This is a genomic window from Paenibacillus sp. FSL H3-0329 (assembly GCF_037963285.1).
Classification (GTDB): Bacteria; Bacillota; Bacilli; order Paenibacillales; family Paenibacillaceae; genus Paenibacillus_AQ; species Paenibacillus_AQ odorifer.
Genome location: NZ_CP150150.1, coordinates 6,518,387 through 6,539,886 on the forward strand (window position 1 = coordinate 6,518,387; position 21,500 = coordinate 6,539,886).

15 protein-coding genes are annotated in these 21,500 nt (G+C 44.2%); 4 read left to right on the forward strand and 11 right to left on the reverse strand.

What is annotated here, in order from left to right; genetic code table 11:
• Positions 1-235: 235 nt before the first annotated feature.
• The 3 genes from NSQ66_RS28785 to NSQ66_RS28795 all read right to left on the reverse strand — a co-directional run bounded on the left by NSQ66_RS28785 (position 236) and on the right by NSQ66_RS28795 (position 3,111).
• Positions 236-1,633: a hypothetical protein gene (locus tag NSQ66_RS28785; protein WP_036681998.1), complete on the reverse strand. Its 1,398-nt coding sequence runs from the start codon at positions 1,631-1,633 to the stop codon at positions 236-238.
• A gap of 164 nt (positions 1,634-1,797) precedes the next feature.
• The gene (locus tag NSQ66_RS28790; protein ID WP_080742653.1) at positions 1,798-2,106 is read right to left on the reverse strand and encodes an aspartyl-phosphate phosphatase Spo0E family protein; all 309 of its coding nucleotides are present in this window, start codon (positions 2,104-2,106) and stop codon (positions 1,798-1,800) included.
• Positions 2,107-2,181: 75 nt separating this feature from the next.
• On the reverse strand, positions 2,182-3,111 hold the full coding sequence (locus NSQ66_RS28795) for a LysR family transcriptional regulator (RefSeq protein ID WP_036682015.1): 930 nt from the start codon (positions 3,109-3,111) through the stop codon (positions 2,182-2,184).
• A gap of 111 nt (positions 3,112-3,222) precedes the next feature.
• Here NSQ66_RS28795 and NSQ66_RS28800 point away from each other — a divergent pair, with 111 nt between their 5' ends.
• Entirely contained in the window at positions 3,223-3,597 is a 375-nt protein-coding gene (locus NSQ66_RS28800; protein ID WP_036682017.1) for a CidA/LrgA family holin-like protein, read from the forward strand.
• Positions 3,591-4,274 carry a CidB/LrgB family autolysis modulator gene (locus tag NSQ66_RS28805; protein WP_036682019.1) on the forward strand — a complete coding sequence of 228 codons (684 nt, stop codon included), beginning with the start codon at positions 3,591-3,593 and terminating at the stop codon, positions 4,272-4,274. The genes NSQ66_RS28800 and NSQ66_RS28805 overlap by 7 nt, the downstream gene beginning before the upstream one ends.
• Before the next feature lie 77 nt (positions 4,275-4,351).
• On the opposite strand, the gene NSQ66_RS28810 is transcribed toward NSQ66_RS28805, so the two are convergent.
• Positions 4,352-5,320, reverse strand: coding sequence for a Gfo/Idh/MocA family oxidoreductase (locus NSQ66_RS28810; protein ID WP_036682020.1), 969 nt, complete (start codon positions 5,318-5,320; stop codon positions 4,352-4,354).
• Positions 5,321-5,373: 53 nt separating this feature from the next.
• On the reverse strand, positions 5,374-7,686 hold the full coding sequence (locus tag NSQ66_RS28815; RefSeq protein WP_076140693.1) for a helicase C-terminal domain-containing protein: 2,313 nt from the start codon (positions 7,684-7,686) through the stop codon (positions 5,374-5,376).
• 282 nt (positions 7,687-7,968) lie between these two features.
• Here NSQ66_RS28815 and NSQ66_RS28820 point away from each other — a divergent pair, with 282 nt between their 5' ends.
• Positions 7,969-9,834 (forward strand): LTA synthase family protein, encoded by a 1,866-nt coding sequence (locus tag NSQ66_RS28820; protein ID WP_036682025.1) that lies wholly within the window; start codon positions 7,969-7,971, stop codon positions 9,832-9,834.
• A gap of 114 nt (positions 9,835-9,948) precedes the next feature.
• On the opposite strand, the gene NSQ66_RS28825 is transcribed toward NSQ66_RS28820, so the two are convergent.
• Positions 9,949-10,380, reverse strand: a complete 432-nt coding sequence (locus NSQ66_RS28825) for a MarR family transcriptional regulator (RefSeq protein WP_051491215.1) — start codon at positions 10,378-10,380, stop codon at positions 9,949-9,951.
• Positions 10,381-10,623: 243 nt separating this feature from the next.
• Here NSQ66_RS28825 and NSQ66_RS28830 point away from each other — a divergent pair, with 243 nt between their 5' ends.
• Positions 10,624-12,321, forward strand: coding sequence for a methyl-accepting chemotaxis protein (locus tag NSQ66_RS28830; RefSeq protein ID WP_036682027.1), 1,698 nt, complete (start codon positions 10,624-10,626; stop codon positions 12,319-12,321).
• A 77-nt stretch (positions 12,322-12,398) separates the two neighbouring features.
• Here the strand turns inward: NSQ66_RS28830 and NSQ66_RS28835 are convergent, their stop codons facing one another.
• The 5 genes from NSQ66_RS28835 to NSQ66_RS28855 form a co-directional block, all read right to left on the reverse strand.
• On the reverse strand, positions 12,399-14,414 hold the full coding sequence (locus NSQ66_RS28835) for an EAL domain-containing protein (protein WP_339279506.1): 2,016 nt from the start codon (positions 14,412-14,414) through the stop codon (positions 12,399-12,401).
• 233 nt (positions 14,415-14,647) lie between these two features.
• Positions 14,648-16,306, reverse strand: coding sequence for a hypothetical protein (locus NSQ66_RS28840; RefSeq protein WP_052097381.1), 1,659 nt, complete (start codon positions 16,304-16,306; stop codon positions 14,648-14,650).
• Positions 16,299-17,105, reverse strand: a complete 807-nt coding sequence (locus NSQ66_RS28845) for an ABC transporter ATP-binding protein (protein WP_076140691.1) — start codon at positions 17,103-17,105, stop codon at positions 16,299-16,301. Before NSQ66_RS28845 ends, NSQ66_RS28840 begins: the two co-directional genes overlap by 8 nt.
• A 421-nt stretch (positions 17,106-17,526) precedes the next feature.
• Entirely contained in the window at positions 17,527-17,703 is a 177-nt protein-coding gene (locus NSQ66_RS28850; protein WP_179086885.1) for a hypothetical protein, read from the reverse strand.
• Between the two features lie 64 nt (positions 17,704-17,767).
• On the reverse strand, positions 17,768-21,478 hold the full coding sequence (locus tag NSQ66_RS28855; protein ID WP_076140689.1) for an S-layer homology domain-containing protein: 3,711 nt from the start codon (positions 21,476-21,478) through the stop codon (positions 17,768-17,770).
• Positions 21,479-21,500: the final 22 nt, after the last annotated feature.

The window sequence follows — 21,500 nt, forward strand, 5'->3', positions numbered from 1 at the left end:
TATATTATTTAGGCTACCTAATTATATTTTCGCCGGATTGCTTTGTCAAATTATGAATACGCTATCAATTATTACGAAAAAGAAAACTCCCCAGCACGAGTGCAAGGGAGTAGTTATCGGTTTATGTATCTGTATATAAAATATTGCCAAGGATAACCTTTAGAATCCTGCTCCGTGCTCATAAGTTGTGATTGGTCCATTACTTCCGGAACCAACTGGGCCGATAATGATGAAGCTAAACAATGCTAAAATGCCTGCCATCATCAATAGTGATTTTTTCATCTTTTCTCACCTCCCTTATCAGCTTTCTGTATTTCTCCTGTTGATTTAGAGTTGCATAGTCCCTATTGGTCTCAAATAAGGTCACGCACTTAATGAAGTCTATTCCATTATTAGTCTTAATAGATAACTCTAAAGACTGTATGATATAGTCCACACCCGTAATATATTGTCCATTGTTTATTAGATACATGGCTATTTGATAGTACAACCGATATAATCGGTCAATATTAATGGGATCTTCAAACTGTTCAAATCGTAACATTTCCCGTGCAAAACGTTTAAGCACATCATCTACAGAAAATCTGTAATGATTAGCCGATTCCATAATAATAATGAGTCCTGGCAATATTTCTCCGGGGTGCTCAGCCAAAAAAGCTACATAGTCCGGTACAACCTTTACGTTCCCCTCCAGCATTTCCAGTGTGAAACTGTTCCCAACTGCAAATAATCGGAATTGTTCTACAGCTTGCTGGCCTACTTCATCCAACATCTCAAACCAGCCTAAGTCTGCATAACCAGCGGTATATTTCTTCGCAGCTTCATATTGACCTTGCTTCGTCAACGAAATTGCTTTAAGTAAATATCCGTGCCCATAATAAACAACGAGCGGACGTTCCGTACAGAGTTCTTCTCTTCGTTTGTCTCCGCTCCTCCGCAGTTCTTGGCGGTAAACTGCATTGGCTAAAGCTCTCAACTCATCAGCATAGATCTCCATTTCTTCCCATCTGCGAAGAGCGAAACATAGCTGTGTCAGCATCAATAAACCATCTAATTGCAAATTTTCCGGAAGGCGTCCCCTAAAAGGACTAAAGCTAATGACTGCGCGTAGCTTCTCCTCCATATCAAGTGTTTGCAAAAATTTAAAATTACGATAATGACTGATCGCGAGACGTTCACTATAACTATCCGACTCGTTCTCTACTACAATCTTGTAAAAAAACATGGATTCCTGAACTTTGCCTTTATTGAATAATTTATCAGCAACAGAATAAATGATATCCAGCGGCTTGGTAGACTCTAATAACCTGCTTAAAGTGTCCTCAATACAAGGCTGTTTGCCCAATTCAGCACAACGAATCAAAAAAGGCTCCACTCTACGGCGTGAGACCTTCTCATCATTGAAGCATTCATCAACATATAGAGGATATAACCAACCTTCTGGAAAACCAAAGGCTTTTATAATTGCATCTACTTGTCCCAAGGACATAGGCTTCGGCGGATTTCCATGCAGAATTGCACTGAGGCTGCCTCGATTCAGGCCACAAATTTTTGAAAATGAGGCGAGATTATGGCCGGAGCGGGACAAATTTTTCTCAATTTCTGAGCGTATAGTTGTTAACTTTCCCTCCACTCGGCACCCCCAAAGTTTGACTTGAAAAGATTCTATTAATTGACATTATAGGTGAAAGTTATGGATTGTACAACAAATAGATTGTACGACAAATAGAGGAGCCTAATACGCTCCTCTAGATCAGTAACATCTTCATAGTATTATAATTCTATGTTGTTGGTAGTTTAGCTAACAGTGATGGCGCTTTTGGAACTTCTACTATAGGATGTAATGCCGGCTTTCCGGTTGCGCAAATTTTCCATCATCTTATTTTGTGCCAGCAAAATATAGCTGTCTAATCGCTCACTAAGCTCTAAAACAGCACGGTCACTAAGACTCCGTTGCTCTGCAACCTCCAGCAATTCACATCTAAGACTCTCTATAGTTACAAGTAGCTCATCTTCTTTATAATCTTTTCTATGATTATTCTTGGAGGAATTTGGATTTTGTGTCACATCTCTCTCCTTCTCTCTATCAACATCTTCTCCTATCATAAGTCATGATACCAAAAAACATATTTTCAAAAAAAAGAAAAATTGTAGAGCTTCTAACAAAAACGGAATTACTATTTATTCAGAGTCCTCCGCATGCTGGTCAGGGAGCTCATTGGGATACTGTTCTCGCAAAAGTCCCTTTGCAAAAGAAATCCATTCGCGTGCCGCAAAAGATAAATAACGGTCTCTACGCCACGCCATAGCAAGCTGCCACGGAATTACCGGATCCGTCAAAGGCACAACAACTAACCGTGATCGATCCATATCCCGGCATATGGTCTCTGGCAGCAATGCGATTCCCATACCGGCAGCCACCATGCGGCTAATTAAGTCCCATTGGGAGCTCTCATAGATTACCTTAGGCTGAAATCCCGCCTTCACACATTCCGTAATAATCCGATCATGCAGCGTAAAATCCTCCCGGAACAGCACAAACTCCTCTTCGGCCAGTTCACTTAACGGAACAAAGTCTGCACCGGCCAGCCGATGTCCTACAGGTAAAATAAGATTCAGCTTCTCTTCAACAAAAGTGAAACAATGAAGTTTGGCTGTATTTACAGGCAGCACAACCATTCCGATGTCCAGCAAGCCCGTTTCTACATCTTCTTCCACTTTTTTCGCGCCATCCTCATGCAGACGAATAGTAACCTGCGGATAACGTTTATGAAATTGACCAATCACCGAAGGAAAAAAGCTCGCCCCTACCATTGGAGGCAGACCGATGCGGATGTGGCCCTGCTCCAAATTTCGTAAGCTATCCAGCTCAGAAGACAAGCTGGCGAACGACTCCACGATATTTTGCGCTTTGGTGAACAGAATTTCCCCCGCATCTGTAAGCCGGACACTTTTCCCTTCACGATAAAACAAATCCGCCTCCAGCTCGATCTCCATATTCCGGATCATTTTACTGATCGTTGGCTGAGAAATATATAAGGATTCGGCAGCCCGAGTAAAGCTTTTCATTCGTGCTGCTTGGACGAAATATTCTAATTGTCGGATATCCATCTTCCAACCTCCGATACATAGACAAAAGGAATGTCATTTATTCAATCTATTCATTTTACCTATGAAAACAATTGATGTAAACTTTCATTATCATGAAAGGAGCGAAGCCTTATGAAAAAGATTGTTATAGGCTTGCTGCAGGTAGCGGGACTTACCCTATTCTCATTACTAATCAATGCTGTAACCCCATTATTGCATATCCCTATTCCCGGAAGCATACTCGGAATGATTATATTGTTTCTTTTGCTTGAGTTTGGTGTCATTCATCTGAATTGGGTTGAAGTTGGTGCTTCTTGGCTACTGGCTGAGCTCTTGCTGTTCTTTATTCCCTCTGCTATTGGCGTAATGAAATACGCGAATATTCTGGAAACTGATGGTTTACGAATCCTCGCGGTGGTCATTTTGGGTACGATTGTTGTAATGGCCAGTTCCGGATTACTTACCAGTAGAATTTACAAAGCAAAGGAGCGGAAAGGATCATGTTAAACGCTCTGTTATTCTTCGGTCTTACGGTTGCTGTGTATCTACTGGCGAAACGCATTTATGCTTCTAGTGGCAAAGTGTACACCTCTCCATTGATCATTACACCAGTGCTTATGATTATCTTCTTACTCATCACAGGCATTACTTATGATTCTTACAATGCGGGAGGCAAATGGCTGACGGATTTGCTGCAACCGGCAACTATGGCCTTTGCAATCCCTTTGCATAAAAACTTCAAGGTGCTCAAAAAGCACGCCGCCGAAATTGCGGCAGGCGTGCTGTCAGGGACGATAACAGCGGTGATCTCTTCTATTCTGCTCGCCAAATGGCTGCATGTCAGCGGCGATCTGGCAGCCAGTCTGGTTCCACGTTCGGTGACTACGCCGATCGCTATGAGCATCTCGCAAAGTATCGGCGGTGTACCGAGTATTACTGCAGTCTTCGTCATCATTACCGGGATACTCGGTACAATGATGGGCCCTACAGTGCTCCGCATCTTCCGCATTGACAATGAAATCGCGCGTGGTGTATCGCTGGGAACCGCTGCGCATGGTACAGGAACATCCAAGGCCTTCGAGCTTAGTTCACTGACCGGAACCATCTCCAGTATTGCGATGATTCTGTCCGCGCTGTTATCCATAGGTGTGGCGCCAGCTTTACTCGCGGTATTCCTCCACTAGGCTAACCCAGCTTGAGCCAAGGACATGTCTCTTTAGCACATCTAAGGCGGCATGTTCTTTTTTTAAGAGATCTAAACCTAGAATTTAACCGGAAGTCCACTTTGTGCTGAATCGTAAGCCGCGCAGGTTACTTTAAGCGTCTTGAATCCATCCTCATAGTCACTGAGAATACGTGAACGATCACCTGTCCGTACAGCATGCAGAAAAGCTTCACTTTCCACTAAATATGGATTTCCTGTGTTTTCAAATTCGGTGCTATTGCCACTTCGCACTTCCAAGAGACGATCCGGGTTCCAATCCAGCAATCCCCGATCATTATAGAAACTAAGTCCTACACTTCCCACCGGATCAGGCAGTACACATGTATTTGAAATATTAGCTATGATTCCATTCTCAAGCTTCAGAGATACGGTACCTACATCGGCTACGCTCACACCTTCATGCTGCTCATGCATAATTCGGTTTCCGAACATGCCGTATACTTCTTTTACCTCTCCTGCCAGATAACGCACTAAATCGACGATATGAGTAGTCTGCTCGGTGAACTGTCCTCCGGATTGCTCCTGATCACGCCACCAAGCTACGCCCGGCATGCCGCCCATCCACTGGCCCATAACCATACCGATCTTATCACCACGTAGTGTTTCCTTGAGCCGTCTGACATTCTCTTGATAACGGAAATGGTAACCTACCGAGGTCAATAAATTATGTTCTTTAATATCTTGCAGCAAGCTCGCAGGAATTTCAGTAGTCATACTAAGCGGCTTCTCTATAAAAAAAGGAATATCCCTCTTGATTAATGAACGTTCAATCGCACCATGAGATTGTGGAGGCACACAGATATAAACAGCATCAAGCGTCTCTGCATCCAACATCTCTGTAATATCACCATATCCAGCAGCTCCGTATGGACGTGCCATATCTTCGCCTTTGGTTTTACTGCTTCCACAGACTGCCTGCAACTGGACATCATCCATCCCTGCAAGCAAATCAGCATGTACCTTAGAGAACCAACCCGTACCCACAATACCCACTTTTAATGTCATATTATTTCCCCCTGCCGATTGATTATGAATACCCTTTCGTAGATTATAACCTCTTACGAGCGGATAAGATAATCTCTCCATTCTTCGGGGAGCAAATGCATATATGGACTCTGCAAAAAACGGTCATCAGCCAACACGATAATGCCCGTATCCGTCTCGCTGCGAATCAACCGGCCTCCGGCTTGCAGTACCTTGCACATTCCCGGATAGACATAGGCATAATCAAAGCCATTTTTTCCTCTGGCATTAAAATATTGACGCAGCAGATTGCGTTCAAGACCAAGCTGTGGCAGGCCAACGCCAACAACCATAACCCCATTGAGGCGATCCCCTGGCAGATCCACACCTTCTGAAAAAATTCCTCCAAGTACAGCAAATCCCAATAACGTCTCGTCATTGTCTGGACTAAATGCAGCTAAAAAACTTTCTCTAGCTTGCTCACTCATGCCCGTATCCTGCATCAATGTCCGGATTTCAGGGTAATTCTCCGTAAAGGCCTGATATACGTTTTGTAAATAGAGGTACGAAGGAAAAAACACCAGATAATTGCCCTTCTTGGAGACCATTTGGCTTAGTGCTTTAGTCAACGGAACTAGGGAAGCTTCCCGGTCATGATAACGTGTGGAGACAGGTAAGATGGTTACTTCCCACTGCTCCTTCTGAAAAGGAGAAGAAACAGTTAAACTGTAATCTTCCTCCACCGCACCAATCATATCCCGGTAGTAAGATAATGGAGAAAGTGTAGCTGAGAACAGGATCTGACTGCGAAAGCTCTTGGACATCTGCCGAAGCAGATGCGAGGGATCCAAATTGAATAACTTGAGATAGACATCCCCTCTACGAACCTCAGCATAGGTAATGTAGCGTTCATCATAGGTCTTAAAGGTGCGGAGCATTCCCTGAACTGCAAAATATGTATCCAAGAGGACATTTTCCCCTTCATCTTCTCCATTCAGAGAGACAATGCTGGAGTTGGGGTGAATAAGTTCCTGTTCCGCCTCCAAAGAAAATATCTCAAGCAAAGCTGGCAGCTCCTCCGGGAACGAGTCCCACTGCCCTTGCCCCTCTTCATTGCAAATTTTGCGAAGGGAGATGAAAAAAGCATTCACCGATTTAGCGGCTTTACTCAAACTCCGGTTCATTTCTTTATATTGGCGCTGGATCTCCAGGAAAGGGGCTTTCAGCAAAGAGGCGGAGAACATTTCCCGTCCCCGGTCTACCAGATTGTGTGCTTCATCTACTAGAAGTACCGTTTCTCTCTTTCTTTCCTCTGTTAGCCGTTTCAGACTGATGCGAGGATCATATATATAATTGTAATCGCAGATCACAGCATCACAGGCATAGGCCGCATCCAATGAGAACTCAAATGGGCACACTTTGTGTTTGTGAGCATACAGTGCAATGGTGTCTCTGCTCATGAGCGTCTCGTGCTCTAACAGATCCATCAACGCCTCGTTGATCCGGTCATAATAACCATCCGTATAAGGACAGGAATCCTTACCGCAAACCCCCTCTTCGCGAAAACAGGCCTTCTCTTTAGCGGTAATAGTGATGACATGCAGCTGAAGTCCCTGCGTTAGCAACAGCGAGATGGCTTCCTGCGCGGCAAAACGGGTAACCGTCTTTGCCGTTAAATAGAACAATCCCTTAGCTTGTCCTTCGCCCATCGCTTTAAGGACAGGAAACAACGTCGACATTGTTTTCCCAATACCTGTGGGTGCTTGAGCGAACAGACTGACCTTTTCCACGACGGACTTATATACGGCTCCTGCAAAATGACGTTGTCCCTTTCGATAAGAGGAGAACGGAAAGCTCAACTCCCGAAGACTCTGCTCCTTCTTAGCCTCATGATGAACCATCATCTCGGCGTACGGAGCATATCTAGCTACTGTGTCATTCACAAATGAAATCAGCTCTTCAAAAGACAACGTTCGGTACAAGCTTTTTTGCTCATCAGTGGCCCGGTGGACATAGGTAAGCTTAACCTGAATAGAAGAAAGCTCTTGCTCCAGAGCTATCATATATGCGTACATCAGCGCCTGTGCCCAGTGAACCTCATGTCCCTCATCCAGTAAATCCAGCAGTCCGGAGGTTGACTTGATTTCTTCGACCGTAAAGCTCCCATCCTCCGAGACAAGCAATCCATCACATCGCCCATCTACAACATAAAGCAGGTTTCCATAAGAAATTTCCGTTTTCAAATAAACCTCTTTGCGGTCACCTTCCTTATATTGCTTTTGGATTTTCTGATGAATTATTGTGCCTTCGACCATAGCGCCCGTTCCATGAAAGCCAGGCTCAATGCTTCCGCTGCGAAAAACATATTCAACGAGAGTTCTAACTGATAAAGCTACTGTAGAGCCCATCCGGCATCACATCCTTTAATTTTCCATATATTCTTTTTGCTCCCAATCGCCATTTTAGTCCTGAATTCGTTGTATAACCCTGCATGAGAGCAGGAGCGTCAGCTTCAACCCTATGTGTTTAACTTTACGCACTCCGCTAAGCTTATACTTAGGTTCTCGATTTTTGACATTCTATAGCCAGCCCTGCATAATAAATTTTATTACTATGGAATTATTTTGTCTGGGCGCTGTTTCTTCCTAGCCGGGAAATGGCGTTTTATCATGTAGAAAGAAGGCGAAGCTGTGTCATCCTTTAACTTTAAACAATGGATCGTTAAACCTTTTGTGTTTTTCACAATAATTTTTATTCTAAAAGCTTTCTTGGCATGGGGCGTAATCTTTGACGATATATTGCCCTGGAAATCATTATTAACTGAAATCCCCTTTGCTTGGGCACTCTTCTGTATCATTGAACGTTTTGGTTCCAAGCGCAAGCTCGGATATTACATGACCGTAAATTTATTAGTGACAGCCATTTTCTTCGCAGCCATTATGTATTTTAAATATTACGGTGTTATTGTGACTTACCATGCAGCGGAGCAGGTGAATCAAGTCACCGCCGTCAGCAACAGCGTATTCTCACTAATGGATCCATACTACCTGCTGATTTTTACAGACATCATTATTCTTGGCGTCTATTTCTTCTTTAATAAAAAAGGCCGGGTCTATAAGAAAGAGAATATCAACCACCGCCGGGGCGGAAAACTTAAGTATAGCGTTCTGTTTGCAGTCTCACTTGCTTTATGCCTGTTCAACATCTTGCCTAATAAGGCCAGCATGAACGAAATTAAGAAAGCCCAGGAAATGGGGATTCTTAATTATGAAGCCTATACGATCTTCGCTAAGGAAGAGCCTGAGCTAGTCAATTCAAGTGACATTACACAAGATGCCATTAACAAATTGAAGGGGATTAATACTACGGCTAGTTCTCCACTTCAAGGCATCGCGAAAGATAAGAACCTTATTATTATTCAAATGGAATCTTTCCAGAATTTTTTGCTAGGACTTAAATTAGACGGTCAAGAAATCACACCGAACCTGAACAAGGTGATGAAGGACAGTCTTTACTTCCCTAATTTTTATCAAATGGTTGGTCAAGGGAATACGTCGGATGCAGAGTTCGTAGTTAATACTTCCTTCTACATCCCTCCACGTGGAGCGGCAACGATGTCCTATGTAGATAAGGTACTGCCGAGTCTGCCACGTGTGCTTAAAGAAAATGGTTATCAGACTGCAACCTTCCACACCAATGTCGTAGAATTCTGGAACCGCGGCGAGCTGTATGACTCCCTGGGCTTCGATCATTATTATGATCGCAAATTTTTTGGTGAAGATGATGTCTTTTTCTTTGGCGCTTCTGATGATACGCTCTACAGTAAGACAGCCGACAAACTAAAAGAAATGGACCAACAGGAGCAGCCTTTTTACGCTCAAGTCATTTCAATGTCAGCGCATCACCCTTTTACTATTCCGGAAGAAAAATACCGTATGGAGCTGCCAGAGCGTTATGAAGGTACTTTTGTTGGTGACTATATCCGTTCCCAGAACTATGCGGATGATGCTTTTGGACATTTTGTAGAAGAGCTTAAAGCGAAAGGTGTCTGGGACAATAGTGTAATCATGATTTATGGAGATCATATGGGATTGCCGATTTATTCCCTCGATCATGATGATAAAGAATTGATGACTGAAATCTATGGACATGAATACAGTTATGCGGATATGATGAACATCCCTCTGCTTATTCATGCAGGTGATGGCGTAGCGCCGCAGACCATTGATGAAGTAGGCGGAGAAGTGGATATCATGCCAACCGCTGCAAGTCTGCTTGGGATTTCATTAGAGAATAACGTATATTTTGGTCAAGATCTACTCAGTCAGACTTATAATTTGCTGCCAGAACGATATTATTTACCTTCTGGTTCATTCATTGCCAGCTCAGGATTGCTTATTCCTGGTAACAGCTTTGAAGACAACACTCAGTACTCTATTTATAACGATGGAACAACACCAAGTGCCACTGAGGACGAATATAACCGTGCCTTGAGGCTTTTACAGCTTTCCCACAGCTATATCACTCAGTTGCCCGACAAACAACCTAAACAATAAATTACAGGGCGTAGGCAACCAACGAACAAAAACAGCAGAGCAGCGATTCCCCAATAATGGAGAACCGCTGCTCTGCTGTTTTTTATAAAGATATCCATTCCGAAGCTTAGCTGACTAACGCTCCTGATCCTCGATCATACGGTAATACTCTGCAAAGTTGCGTAGTTCTTCGGGCTTCAGTATGGACAAATGCTCCGCCAGCAGTTCTTTGGACCGGAAATGTCCTTCTTCCAGCACCTGCTGACCCTTCTCGGTGATCGTTACTACAACCGCTCTCCGATCCTTCCCATCCGGCTCACGCTTGATATAACCCAGCACCTCCAAACGGTCCAGCATCACCGTCACTGCACTGGATTTGACCTCCATACTTTCTGCCAGCTGTACCACCCGCGACTTCTTTTCTTTCGCAATCATATTTAACAGACCCATCTGAGGCACCGTAAGTCCGAGTTCTTTGTGCAAAGACATTTGAGACATAATCTTACGCTGTACTCTCCACATGGATAGTCCAAGACGATCAATTAACGGATCTATTTGATGTGGCATATTTGTTCAACCCCAATCCGTTTTTAATAACTCAAGCGTACCACTAGAACTGGTAATGATTCAATGGTTTTGTCTACTAAACCATTGAAAGCATGCTGGAAAGCGCAAACTTCCACGAATCTCCAATTTTCGACACAGAAATACTATATTCCATGTAAGGTTATGAGCATATCAATGCGATATAATCGTAGAGGTGAGAGCTATTATCACTGAGAACATAATTTGTCAAGGTTGGTGCGAAGAATGAAATTAGCAACTAAATTAACTTGGATGATGTTCATCGTCTTACTTCTTGTAGGATCATCCATCGGGTTCTTCGGATACCGTACAGCTTATAAGCAAGTAGACGAAGCCGCAGGTATCGAATTGGTAGGATGCGCTAATATTACAACTGGCCTGATTAACCCCGCAGACATTTCCGCATTGTTGGCAGGCGATCAAAGTAAACTGGAGGCTGTAGAGGATCGAATCGGTTGGATTGTGGCACATAAGGCTATTTTTAAAGAGGCATTCATCTTATCCTTAGACGGAAAAGTACTTGCCGCAGATTCAAGCTTCCAGGCTAGAGGTTATAAAGCAGGCGATACTTTTTATTTCCCAGATGAAGTTAAGCAACATATCACTCAGTCCAAGCATTCCTCCTACTCCAAGGTTTATACATACGAAGGTACCTCACTTAAGACAGGTTACGGCCCCATCTATCAGGATCATGATCCATCCAAACCTATAGTTGCGCTGATGGCCATTAATTTCGATGGCTCCATAATTCAAGAACGAACCCAAGATATCATAGTTCAGCCCTTTATTATCGGAGCTTCCATTCTGGTTATAGCTATCGTGGCAGCTTATCTGTTAATCCGCCGAATGATAAGTCCGTTAACGAAGCTGTCTAAAGGGGTCAATCTTGTTGCACAAGGCGACCTTACTCATAATCCTATTTTATTCAACAGCAAGGATGAGATTGGTACATTAGCCCGTAATTTTAATGACATGACCCAAAGCCTGCGCTTGCTTATTACCGAGGTCAATGAGACTTCCATGCAGGTAGCTTCCTCGTCCGAAGAGCTCTCTGCCAGTGCACAGGAAACCAACCGGGCCGGTGAGTACAGCGTCAATGTTACAATTGAGCTTGCCGATAGCGCGAATTCACAGCTGCAGAATATGGAGGGCGAATATAAGTCTGTACAAGACCTGTCTCGCTTCATCACAGAGATTGCAGGCAATGCAGATAACGCGATGAATAATGCGGTCAGCAACGCTAATAAAGCCCGTACAGGCCGTGAAGCAATGGATTCCACCACACAGCAGATGAGAGTCGTAAGTGACAGCATTACCGACCTGGCAATCATTATTGAAACCTTGGGTGGTTATTCCAAAGAAATCGAAAATATCGTGGGTACTATTGCCAGCATCGCAGAGGAAACCAATCTCCTGTCCCTAAATGCAGCGATTGAAGCCGCAAGAGCTGGAGAAGAAGGAAGAGGGTTTGCGGTCGTTGCCCATTCCGTGCGTAAGCTTGCTGAGCGTTCAGCCCATTCCGCTGCGCAAATTGGCCAGCTGGTAAACATCATCGTGAACCAGATGGATCAAGCAGGAGAAACAATGAAACGCTCTACAGAAGAGATGGAGCACGGCAGAGAAATGATTGCCACGGCAGGCCAGTCCTTCTCGGAGATAGAAATGTCTGTCTCGGGAATGGCCTCACAAAGTCAGCAGATCTCCGGAACAGTTCGACAGCTTTCGCTAATTTCCGACCGTCTCGTTACAACCCTTCAGAATATCGTAAATGTCGCTAATCAGACAGCCAGCAGTGCAGAGACATTATCCGCTTCCTCAGAAGAACAGCTTGCCGCAATGGAAGAAGTTGAGTCTGCAGCAGCTTTCCTGTCCTCACTAGCTGAGAAGCTGCAAATTCTGATTGAACGATTTAAGGTTTCTTAATAGCAAAGGGGCTAGCGTCCAAGCAGAGGAATTCTGCTTAGACGCTAGCCCCTTGTTCTATGTATTGAGATCATCTGTTACGATACTGCTGTATTCGCTATAAACCACTGGCCCAGCTCATGCACCGGCATTGGCCGCCCATAATAATAACCCTGCATTACTCTGCAGCCTAAGGATTGCAGCAGCTCAATCTGCTCTGGTGTCTCCACACCTTCCGCCACGACCTCCATATTAAGATTGGTGGCAATCGCAATGATATTACTGATAATGGCTTTCTTGGAATGCATCTTGCTCTTACGAATAAATACCTGATCAATTTTGAGTGTGTTGACTGGAATCTCATCTAATTTACCAAGGGACGAAAAGCCTGTCCCAAAGTCATCCAGTGATACCCTTACCCCAAGTGCCCGAAGTCTGGATAGCTGCGCAACCGTCTCTTCCATGTTATTCATCGCAATGGACTCTGTAATCTCCAGTTCAAGGAAATGTGGTTCTAGGCCTGAACGTGTGAGTGCTTCTTCTACAACATCGTATAAGCCCCCGCCCTCAAACATCCGTGCTGACATATTAATAGAGACTGCGACATTTGCTATCTCTTCCTTATGCCAAAGCATGTTCTGGCTGCATACATCATGCAGCATCCAATAGGTAATGGGGACAATTAGTCCCGTTTCCTCTGCGATGGGAATGAATTCCGCGGGAGAAATTATCCCATGTTCAGGGTGCCGCCAACGCAGCAGTGCTTCAAGACCCACGGTAACGTTCATATACGAATCCCATTTTGGCTGGTACACAACCATAAACTCGGAGCGTGCCAGCGCTTTACGAAGATCCTTCTCCAGCGACATCCGTCGCAGCTGATGGCGGTTCATCTCCTGATCGAACACACTGAATTTATTCTTACCCGAATCCTTAGAGGTATAAAGAGCTGTATCGGCTGCCTTCATTAACGCTGAGCGGTCAGTTCCATGAATAGGGGTCATACTGATCCCCACACTTGCAGTAACATATAGCTCATTACCTTGAATACTGTAGTATTTCTTAAGCTCATATAAAATGTGCTCTGCTTCCTCTTGCGCATCCTCCACAGTACAATCTGGAAGAGCGATCAGGAATTCATCTCCGCCCAAACGAAAGACCTTGCCTTTACTTCCTACAGATCGTCTTAATCTTATAGCGACCTCTCGCAGTAACAAGTCCCCTATATCATGTCCAAGCGTATCATTAATCGACTTAAACCGATCCAGATCCACAAAAAATACGGCACCGGATCTACTCCCGAAAAATTCATCTTTAAAATAACGTACCAGGCCATGCCTGTTCGGAAGATCAGTTAGTGGATCATAATAAGCCATCCGTTCCAGCACATGCCGGTCCAGAAATACAGCACCACCAGAAATCGCAAGCATAAATAGCGTTACCAAGGATACTCCCATTAAGAGAATAACATCAGTCTCCATAAAAAAAGTTGTATTGCCTAACAGACCGTTATATTCAAAATGAGTCGCCCTTACACTCGTATAATGCAATCCAGTTACCGAAAATCCGATAAAGAGAGCAGAGTATAACTTCCAGCGGTTAAAACCCACATAGTCTTTAAACTTGTGAAATAGAAATAATCCGATAAAAGACGAGAGCATAACGAGGATTACAGCACATGTCTGAGTCCATATCTCATAATGGATCTCCGCTGCGATCTTCATGGAGGACATCCCGATATAATGCATAGCAGAGATCCCGCTGCCCAGTAGAACACCACTAACTATTAAACAACTTTTTCTTAAACGTGGCACAAACGTAATCCGGAATGCCGAATAGCAGCACAATACACCAACCAATAACGATAATACAGCCCTGCCTGGATAATAATTCACGCTAAAAGGAAAACGGCTCGCCATAATCCCTACATAATGTATCGACCATATGCCACTGCCGAGTACACATGCCCCCGATATTAACCATAAGCGACGAACTTTCCCAAACGAGCGAGGGACTTGCGAGATCAGATTCAGCGCGGAATAAGCTGCAGTCGCCGCTAGCGCAAATGATAGTAAAACAATCCAAACGTTATAGTGGATTCCCATTTTATCCATTAGTTAACCTCTTCACCGGTTTTGAATACCGTAATCGCTGCAGCGTATTTCTCAAGTAAAAAATCAGTACACGAATATCAGATAAATGGAAGAGTGCGTAAAGATTATAGGTTATCCCTGAAAAGCAACTTTAGATGTATTCTACCTTGTATTCAGCCGATTGTCTAAGAAAATACTGGAATTTATACCCTTTTTTTATGTCGGCAAAAAATGTCCATATTTGACGCATTCACTCACCCCGGAAAGTTGGATATGTGACCTGTGGTTGATGGGGTTTTGGGGAAGGTCTTTCGCCATAACCATTGATTCAAAACTACCAGAACTAACAGATAGATGTAAATTCCTCCGGTAAATAAAGTGAAGACATAGTGAATACCCGCCATCCCCATCAGCAAAAACATAAGCATGAAGGCGACTCCAGTGTAATCCTTTTGTTTGGCTGCCTCATAACGCTCTGAAAAAGGTAAGCTCCGCGGATAAACACGAAAGCAGATGACTGAGAAAATCAGCATGGCGAATAATACCACTACTAAATCAGGTACAATGTGCACACCGAACAACAGAATGAACAATACCGCATCTACTGCAAATAAAGGCAAGACTAGCCGCAGCAGCGCCGCCTTAAGCATCCCACGGTAAATAGGCGTGCTATCGGGTAAAGGAATCAGCCTATAAATCCAAGCTCCTTTATAACTTGTAGAGTAGCGTAGCATCTGTATTACAGTCTGCATTAACATCGTGCAGAAATAGATTAACAAGTACACTTTTGAACCTTTAAGGGAACCATCATAACTATTCTGTAATATACCAAATATAAAAATAAACGGGAATGCGATAGAAAAGCCAAGTGCAGGATAGACCTTCAGCTTAAAATCGCGCTCATTCTTCATCATGGACCAAGTAAACCGAAAGAAAATTCCCTCTGCCGGTTCCTTACATACTCTGCGAGAGAGCCACTCTGCGATCTGGCCCTTGTCTTTTCCACCGGAGCCTTGCTCTGCCAGCTTTTGCAAATTCCGCTCAAACTGTGGCATCAGCTTAATATAAGCTACGATCAGTACAAGTGGGGTTATCAAAGCCAGCAATGAGAGAATGAAGTAATAGGGTTCTCTCGCTCCACCAAGCAACAGTTCAAACGGAGCCGCGAACCAAACCGGAAAAATAAAGTACTGCCACCAAGCAGGATGATAAGCAGCACCAAGCTCAGTGAGGTTGAACAACCTGGAGATGAATTGATAGCCCACCATTATTCCGATCGTTAGAAGGATTTGCGTATAATTTATAATATCCTTGAGCTTCTCCCCATCAAAAAACCGCATGATCATCAGGTAGAGCAGTGCAGTTATTACGAGGATAAAACAGTCTAACAAGACAATTGTCACCGCATACATCAGAAAAAAAGCGATCCCCTGCTTAAATAGGCTAAATACCAAAGATGGACCAGTGATCGACAATGTAACTGTCCCTAAGTAGAGAAGAACGTGTATACTTTTGGCCATATTTAAGGTGGTTCGGTTGACGGGTTTGGAAAAAAGAATATTTTTATCACGTAAATCAAGCATTACTGAAGAAAAATCAGAGATCAGGGTTGTGGAGACAAAAAACATAATAATCCCAAAGGTTAAGCTCATTTGCAGCATATAGTGATCATTGGATAGCGTTAGCGGAATTAATATTAAACCAAACAGTAAGTAAATCCACTGCAATCGCAAAGGCGAACCTTCTTTAACGTTCTCCTTTTTCTGCATACCTGCAAGCGCTGTAGGCGTTCTTCTTCCGTCCATGGTCAGTTTGATCTGCAGAATACTCCGCATGGTGTCATAATCGACTCCAAATCTTATAAATGCACCCCGCAGCTTATCCAACAGCCTCAGCACGAAGAAATCAGTCATAAGAGGATACCTCTTGCTCTTGCATGACCGCAACAAATTCACCAGCGATATCACGGTATTTATCAAATCCGGTTAATTGATTGAAAATATCTTCAAGCGTCCCTTCGCGGCCTTTCTCCTTCAGCTCCGCAAAACTTCCGTCCGCCACAATATCCCCGCCATCAATCAAAATGATCCGGCTACTGATTTTCTCAACCACATCCATGATATGTGAGGAGTAAAAAATGGTCTTCCCCCGTGCCGACAGCGATGCAAAAATCTCCTTCACTATCATCACGCTATTAGCATCCAAACCACTCAGCGGTTCATCCAGGAATAAAATATCGGGGTCATGCAGCATGCTGGAGATAAGCAGCACCTTTTGCTTCATCCCTTTTGAGAACGAAGAAATCCGCATATCGTAAGACTTCTCCAAACCTAGCAGTGTGGTTAATTTTTTGGCCTTGTAGTCCGCCTCCGCACGACCTAGCCCATACAGCTCGCCAACAAAGGTTAGATACTCTCTTGCAGTGAGGCTATCATATAATTCGGCTACCTCCGGCACATAACCTATACGTTTCTTGTAAGAAACATCTCCATCAGCAATATCCTTACCGAAAATCTCCACTTTACCGTTATATCCTTCTACCAAACCGAGCATAATCTTCACCGTTGTACTCTTACCTGCCCCGTTAGGGCCGATATAACCAATAATTTGTCCTCTATATACCTTAAGATCAATTCCCTTTAGCACCATTCGGTCTGTATAGTTCATCCATAAACCTGAAATCGCTATGACCGGATCGTCAGCTAAACCCATATCTCAGTCCCCTTTCTAGTAACTAATCAATAATGCGAAATATTACTACTTTATGTAATTACAATAATTGTATCATTTAGTAGAATCCTCTTCCATGATTTAGTCTGCTAATCTTATGTCTAGTTAAAAAAAGAGTGGCCATTAGGCCACCCCCTAGAGATTTATAGCGAAAGGCAGCGCCACCGATGCCACGAAATGGCTGTAGGCACTCCCTTTATTTTAGTAAACCGGGCTAAGATCAGAGTCCGTTTGGTGGGGTAGCATTTTTGCGTAAGAGAGCGAGCACGCTATCGGACACAGCTGACCTTATACGTGGATTTTTACCACATTTGGAGTGCTAAAGGACCCCATAGTCGCTATCAGCATGAAAAACACCATAAACGCACCTTTTTCTAAGCGATAGCGTCGCTGGAGTCCGAAACTATGCCCCAAAGGCTGGAATGTGGAAAATAACGTCATCTGGGTCCGAAAGCCGCGCCGATAATGAATGAGCTGCTGAATCAAGCGGGCAAGAGGGCAACCAGCCAGCTAACAAACAAAAAAACAGAGCAGCGATACTCCAATAAAAGAGGAATCGCTGCTCTGCTGTCTTAGCCAAACCGAGTCGCCGCACTCATAGTTGAACGCTACTTACGTGACGTCCGCTATGTCTTAGTCGCTGATTATTTGGATAGCAAATTGTAAATAACCTGTGCTACTTCTGCTCTTGTAGTGACTTCCTTCGGATTGAGTTTACCGTTCGCTCCGGTCACTACACCTCTCTCTACCAGCGCTTGAAGGGCTTCTTGTGCATAACCAGCGATCTGTCCAGCATCACTAAAGCCGGAAAGCGTGGCCGTTGTTTTCTCAGATGGCAGTTCACCTAGCGCTACAAGCGAGCGGTACAAGAGTGTAAATAGCTCCTGCCTAGTGATCTGAATCTCTGGCTGGAATTGATTATCACCCGAACCCGTTGCTACCCCAAGACGCTTAGCTGTAGCAAGATAATTCGTATAATACGTATTGCCTGCATCTGCAAAATTATCAGCAGCAATGGCATCCGGTGTGATGTCATAAGCCTTGAGCAACAAGACGATGAACTGCCCTCTAGTGATTGCAGCATTAGGACTGTAATGTTCAGCATCCGTACCAGATGTGATACTGCGTGCTGCCAAGAAACCTACTGCATGGCTATACCATGAGGCATCTGGAACATCTGCAAAGCTCACTTGATTATATCCAATAATATATTGGGAGAAATGTGTGGTTACGAAATCTACAGTTCCCTTAGCGGTATTGTAATTTCCACGTACATTGTCCAAACTTCCAGTGCTGTTAATGTGATACACAATAACCGCATCTGACCGTTCTCCCGCTTGCAGCACGTACGGTACGCTGACACGAACACTGCCCCCACCGAAGGTGGAAATCGTGCTTTCACCCGCTATAACCGACAAGTCATAAACCGGTCTGTCTCCGAGAACAGCCTTGCCTTCTGCCGTTAATGACACCTTCGCGATTCTAATAATGATGTCTCCGGCATCTGAAGCTGCACTAATGCTTGCCAATGATTTGGCATCAAACGTAATCGTACCCACATTCTCATAATCAATGGTAATCTCCGCCTTCGTTCCGGCGGCTAACTCATTAATTATGCTTCTTGGAAGAGTAAGTTCAGCTGTTTGAGTATCTGAAGTAGCTGCAACACTAATTTCAAGAACAGCTTTCTTCCCATCAGCTTCTGCCTTCTTAGCGAGACTCACGAATTCAGCAGCCGTTTCTTTTGTGATCGTTGCAGTAGTCACTCCTGTGGTTTTATCCGTTTTAGTTGCTGCTGTTGCTGATAGGTTCACGGTACTCCCTGCTGTTGCCGTAGCAACCAGTTGAGGGCTTGCTGATGGTGTTGGTGTAGTCGTGCTCGGTGTAGAATTGCCACCTGTTCCAGGATCTGAAATAGGCACATAGGCCGGAACAACAATGTCAGTCGCTGGACTTGCCTTATAACCTTCTTTGGCTGCGTATCTCACTTGATACGTGCCCGGTATTAATCCTGTGATTTCTTTATCTGGTGCATACACATAATTAGTTACACTCGACAGCTTATATTCTAAGGCTGTCGTGGTTCCCGTAATTCTTCCATCATTGTTCGCTGCTGAGGTAGGAGCAACTCCCTGTAACCCAGTTGGAGCTGCTTGTTCCGCAGTGAATGCTGGAACGATTACATCTGCTGCTCTACCCGCGTTAAATCCTTCTTTAGCTGCGTATCTTACCTGATAGATACCCGGCACCAGTCCAACGATCTCTACATCTGATGCGTAGACATAATCGGTAACCGTAGACAGCTTATATTCCAGCGCTTTCGTAGTTCCTATAATTTTACCGTCGTCATTGGCTGCACTGGTTGGTGCTATACCTACTAATCCTGTAGGTGCCGCTTGCTCACCATATGCCGGGACTTCAACTGTAGCGTCTTTACCTACGCTGTATCCCTCTTTTGCCGCATATCGCACATTATAGAAGCCCGGAGTAAGACCAGTGATAGCTGTACCTGTTACAGGCTTATAATCAGCTTCTCCAACGCCTTTATACTCCTGTCCTTCAGCAGAACCCGTAATTTGCCCATCATCATTAGCTTCAGAAGTAGGTGCTACGCCTACCAGTCCTGTCGGGGCTGCTTGTTGATGGGTGTAAGCAGGAACTTCCACACTTACGTCTTCGCCAGCATTATAAGGAATGATTGTGGGTCCAGCTGCGGAAGTGGGCCCTTGATAGCCCGATGTAGCGGCATATCTTACCTTATAAACACCAGGTGCAAGCCCTGTAATGGCTGATCCCGAAGCTGGGGTGTAAGCCTCGTCTCCAGCAAGCTTAAATTCCAATGCTGCACTGGTGCCTACAATTTGCCCATCCTTATTGTCGGCCGCTGTTGGTGCTACACCGGTAAGTCCTGCCGGTACAGCTTCGAGTCTGGAGAATATTTTATCCAGCGCTGTTGTAGTGTTATTGTATCTGGCTCCGATTGGGTAATTAGCCTGCACGTAATCCGGTTGGATATTCGTCCAGCTGTACATAAGTTCAACATGCCCTAGAATCGGTGAGTTTTTGCCTCCTGCATCCTTGTTGTCCTTGTTATAAGTGAACAGATATGGAACTTGAAGTCTGTCTCCGCTCACGGTGTTTCCAAGTCCATCTACATAACTAATTACAGTTGGTTTGGCAGCTGAATTGTTTTCGGTCTTGATATTGGTCAGATAAGTACGAACCAGATCAACATAAAGCTGCGCATACGGATGATTAGTGGTTCTAATCTGAAGCTCATTATTATTATGCGGATTTGCACTGCCCTTAGTGCCGCTGTTGTTATTAGGCTCAGCAACGGTCACACCAGCATCCAACTTAGTGTCGAAGAAGTAGATCTTATTGATATTATGTTTTTTGGCATATTCGTTGATATATTTAATCACCGCTTGCGTGTTAGGGCACCACGACCCGCCTAACAAAATTGCATAGTTTCCCTCACTCGCTAAAATTTGCTTCAGCTGATGATAGGTCACATGTTCATAAACAAGCGTGCCATCCGCTTCGTTGAAGATCGTAGGTTTTCCCTCATTTTCCCCTTCATAGTTCTTATTAAATGCAGCCTTGATATAAGCCGACTCGTCGATAGTGTCATATCGGGAAGCGGCACCCAGCACCTCACTTACTGATGTTTTATACGCATTAACCTTCGCCGCATCAAGTGTTCCGTTCGTCAGGAACTCATTCCACGAATAGCTCTTATCCAGGTAGGATACGACAGGAGCACTATTTCCCTGTGCATCCTTGTGATCCTTGTTGTATACCAATAAGAATGGAGACTCGAACTTGTTAGCAGTCACAACTTCCCCGTTTTTATTGGTATAGCTGACATTGCGTTCTGGATCATCTTTGGAAGACAGATTTAAATTCTTCAAATACTTGTTGACCAGATCAACATATTTATAGGCAAATTTATTATTGCTGTCTGCAATCTGAAGGGTGTCCCCGTCCAGCTTAGTATCAAAGTTATAAATCGTTGAGATGCCATATTCCTTGGCTGCCTCGTTGATAAAGCCGATATCGGCCTGTGTATTCTCGCTCCAAGCGCCGCCAACCAGAACAGCGTATGTGCCTTCACTCTCAAAAAGATGAACGATATCTTCATACGTTGCTGTTTTAAATACATGGTTAGCATCATTTAGACGGTCATAGACATGACTGAAATAGTCAAACTGGTTAACGCCGCCTTGGGAAGAGGTTATCGCTTCTGCGGTATCCGAATTAGCATAAGCTCTTCCTGCCTGAGTAGGCAGGATTAGCAGGGAGGCTGCCAGCAGCAGCGTTACAATTTTTTTGAAGGTTAATGGTCGTATCATTATGTGCACCTCGCCTTAAATA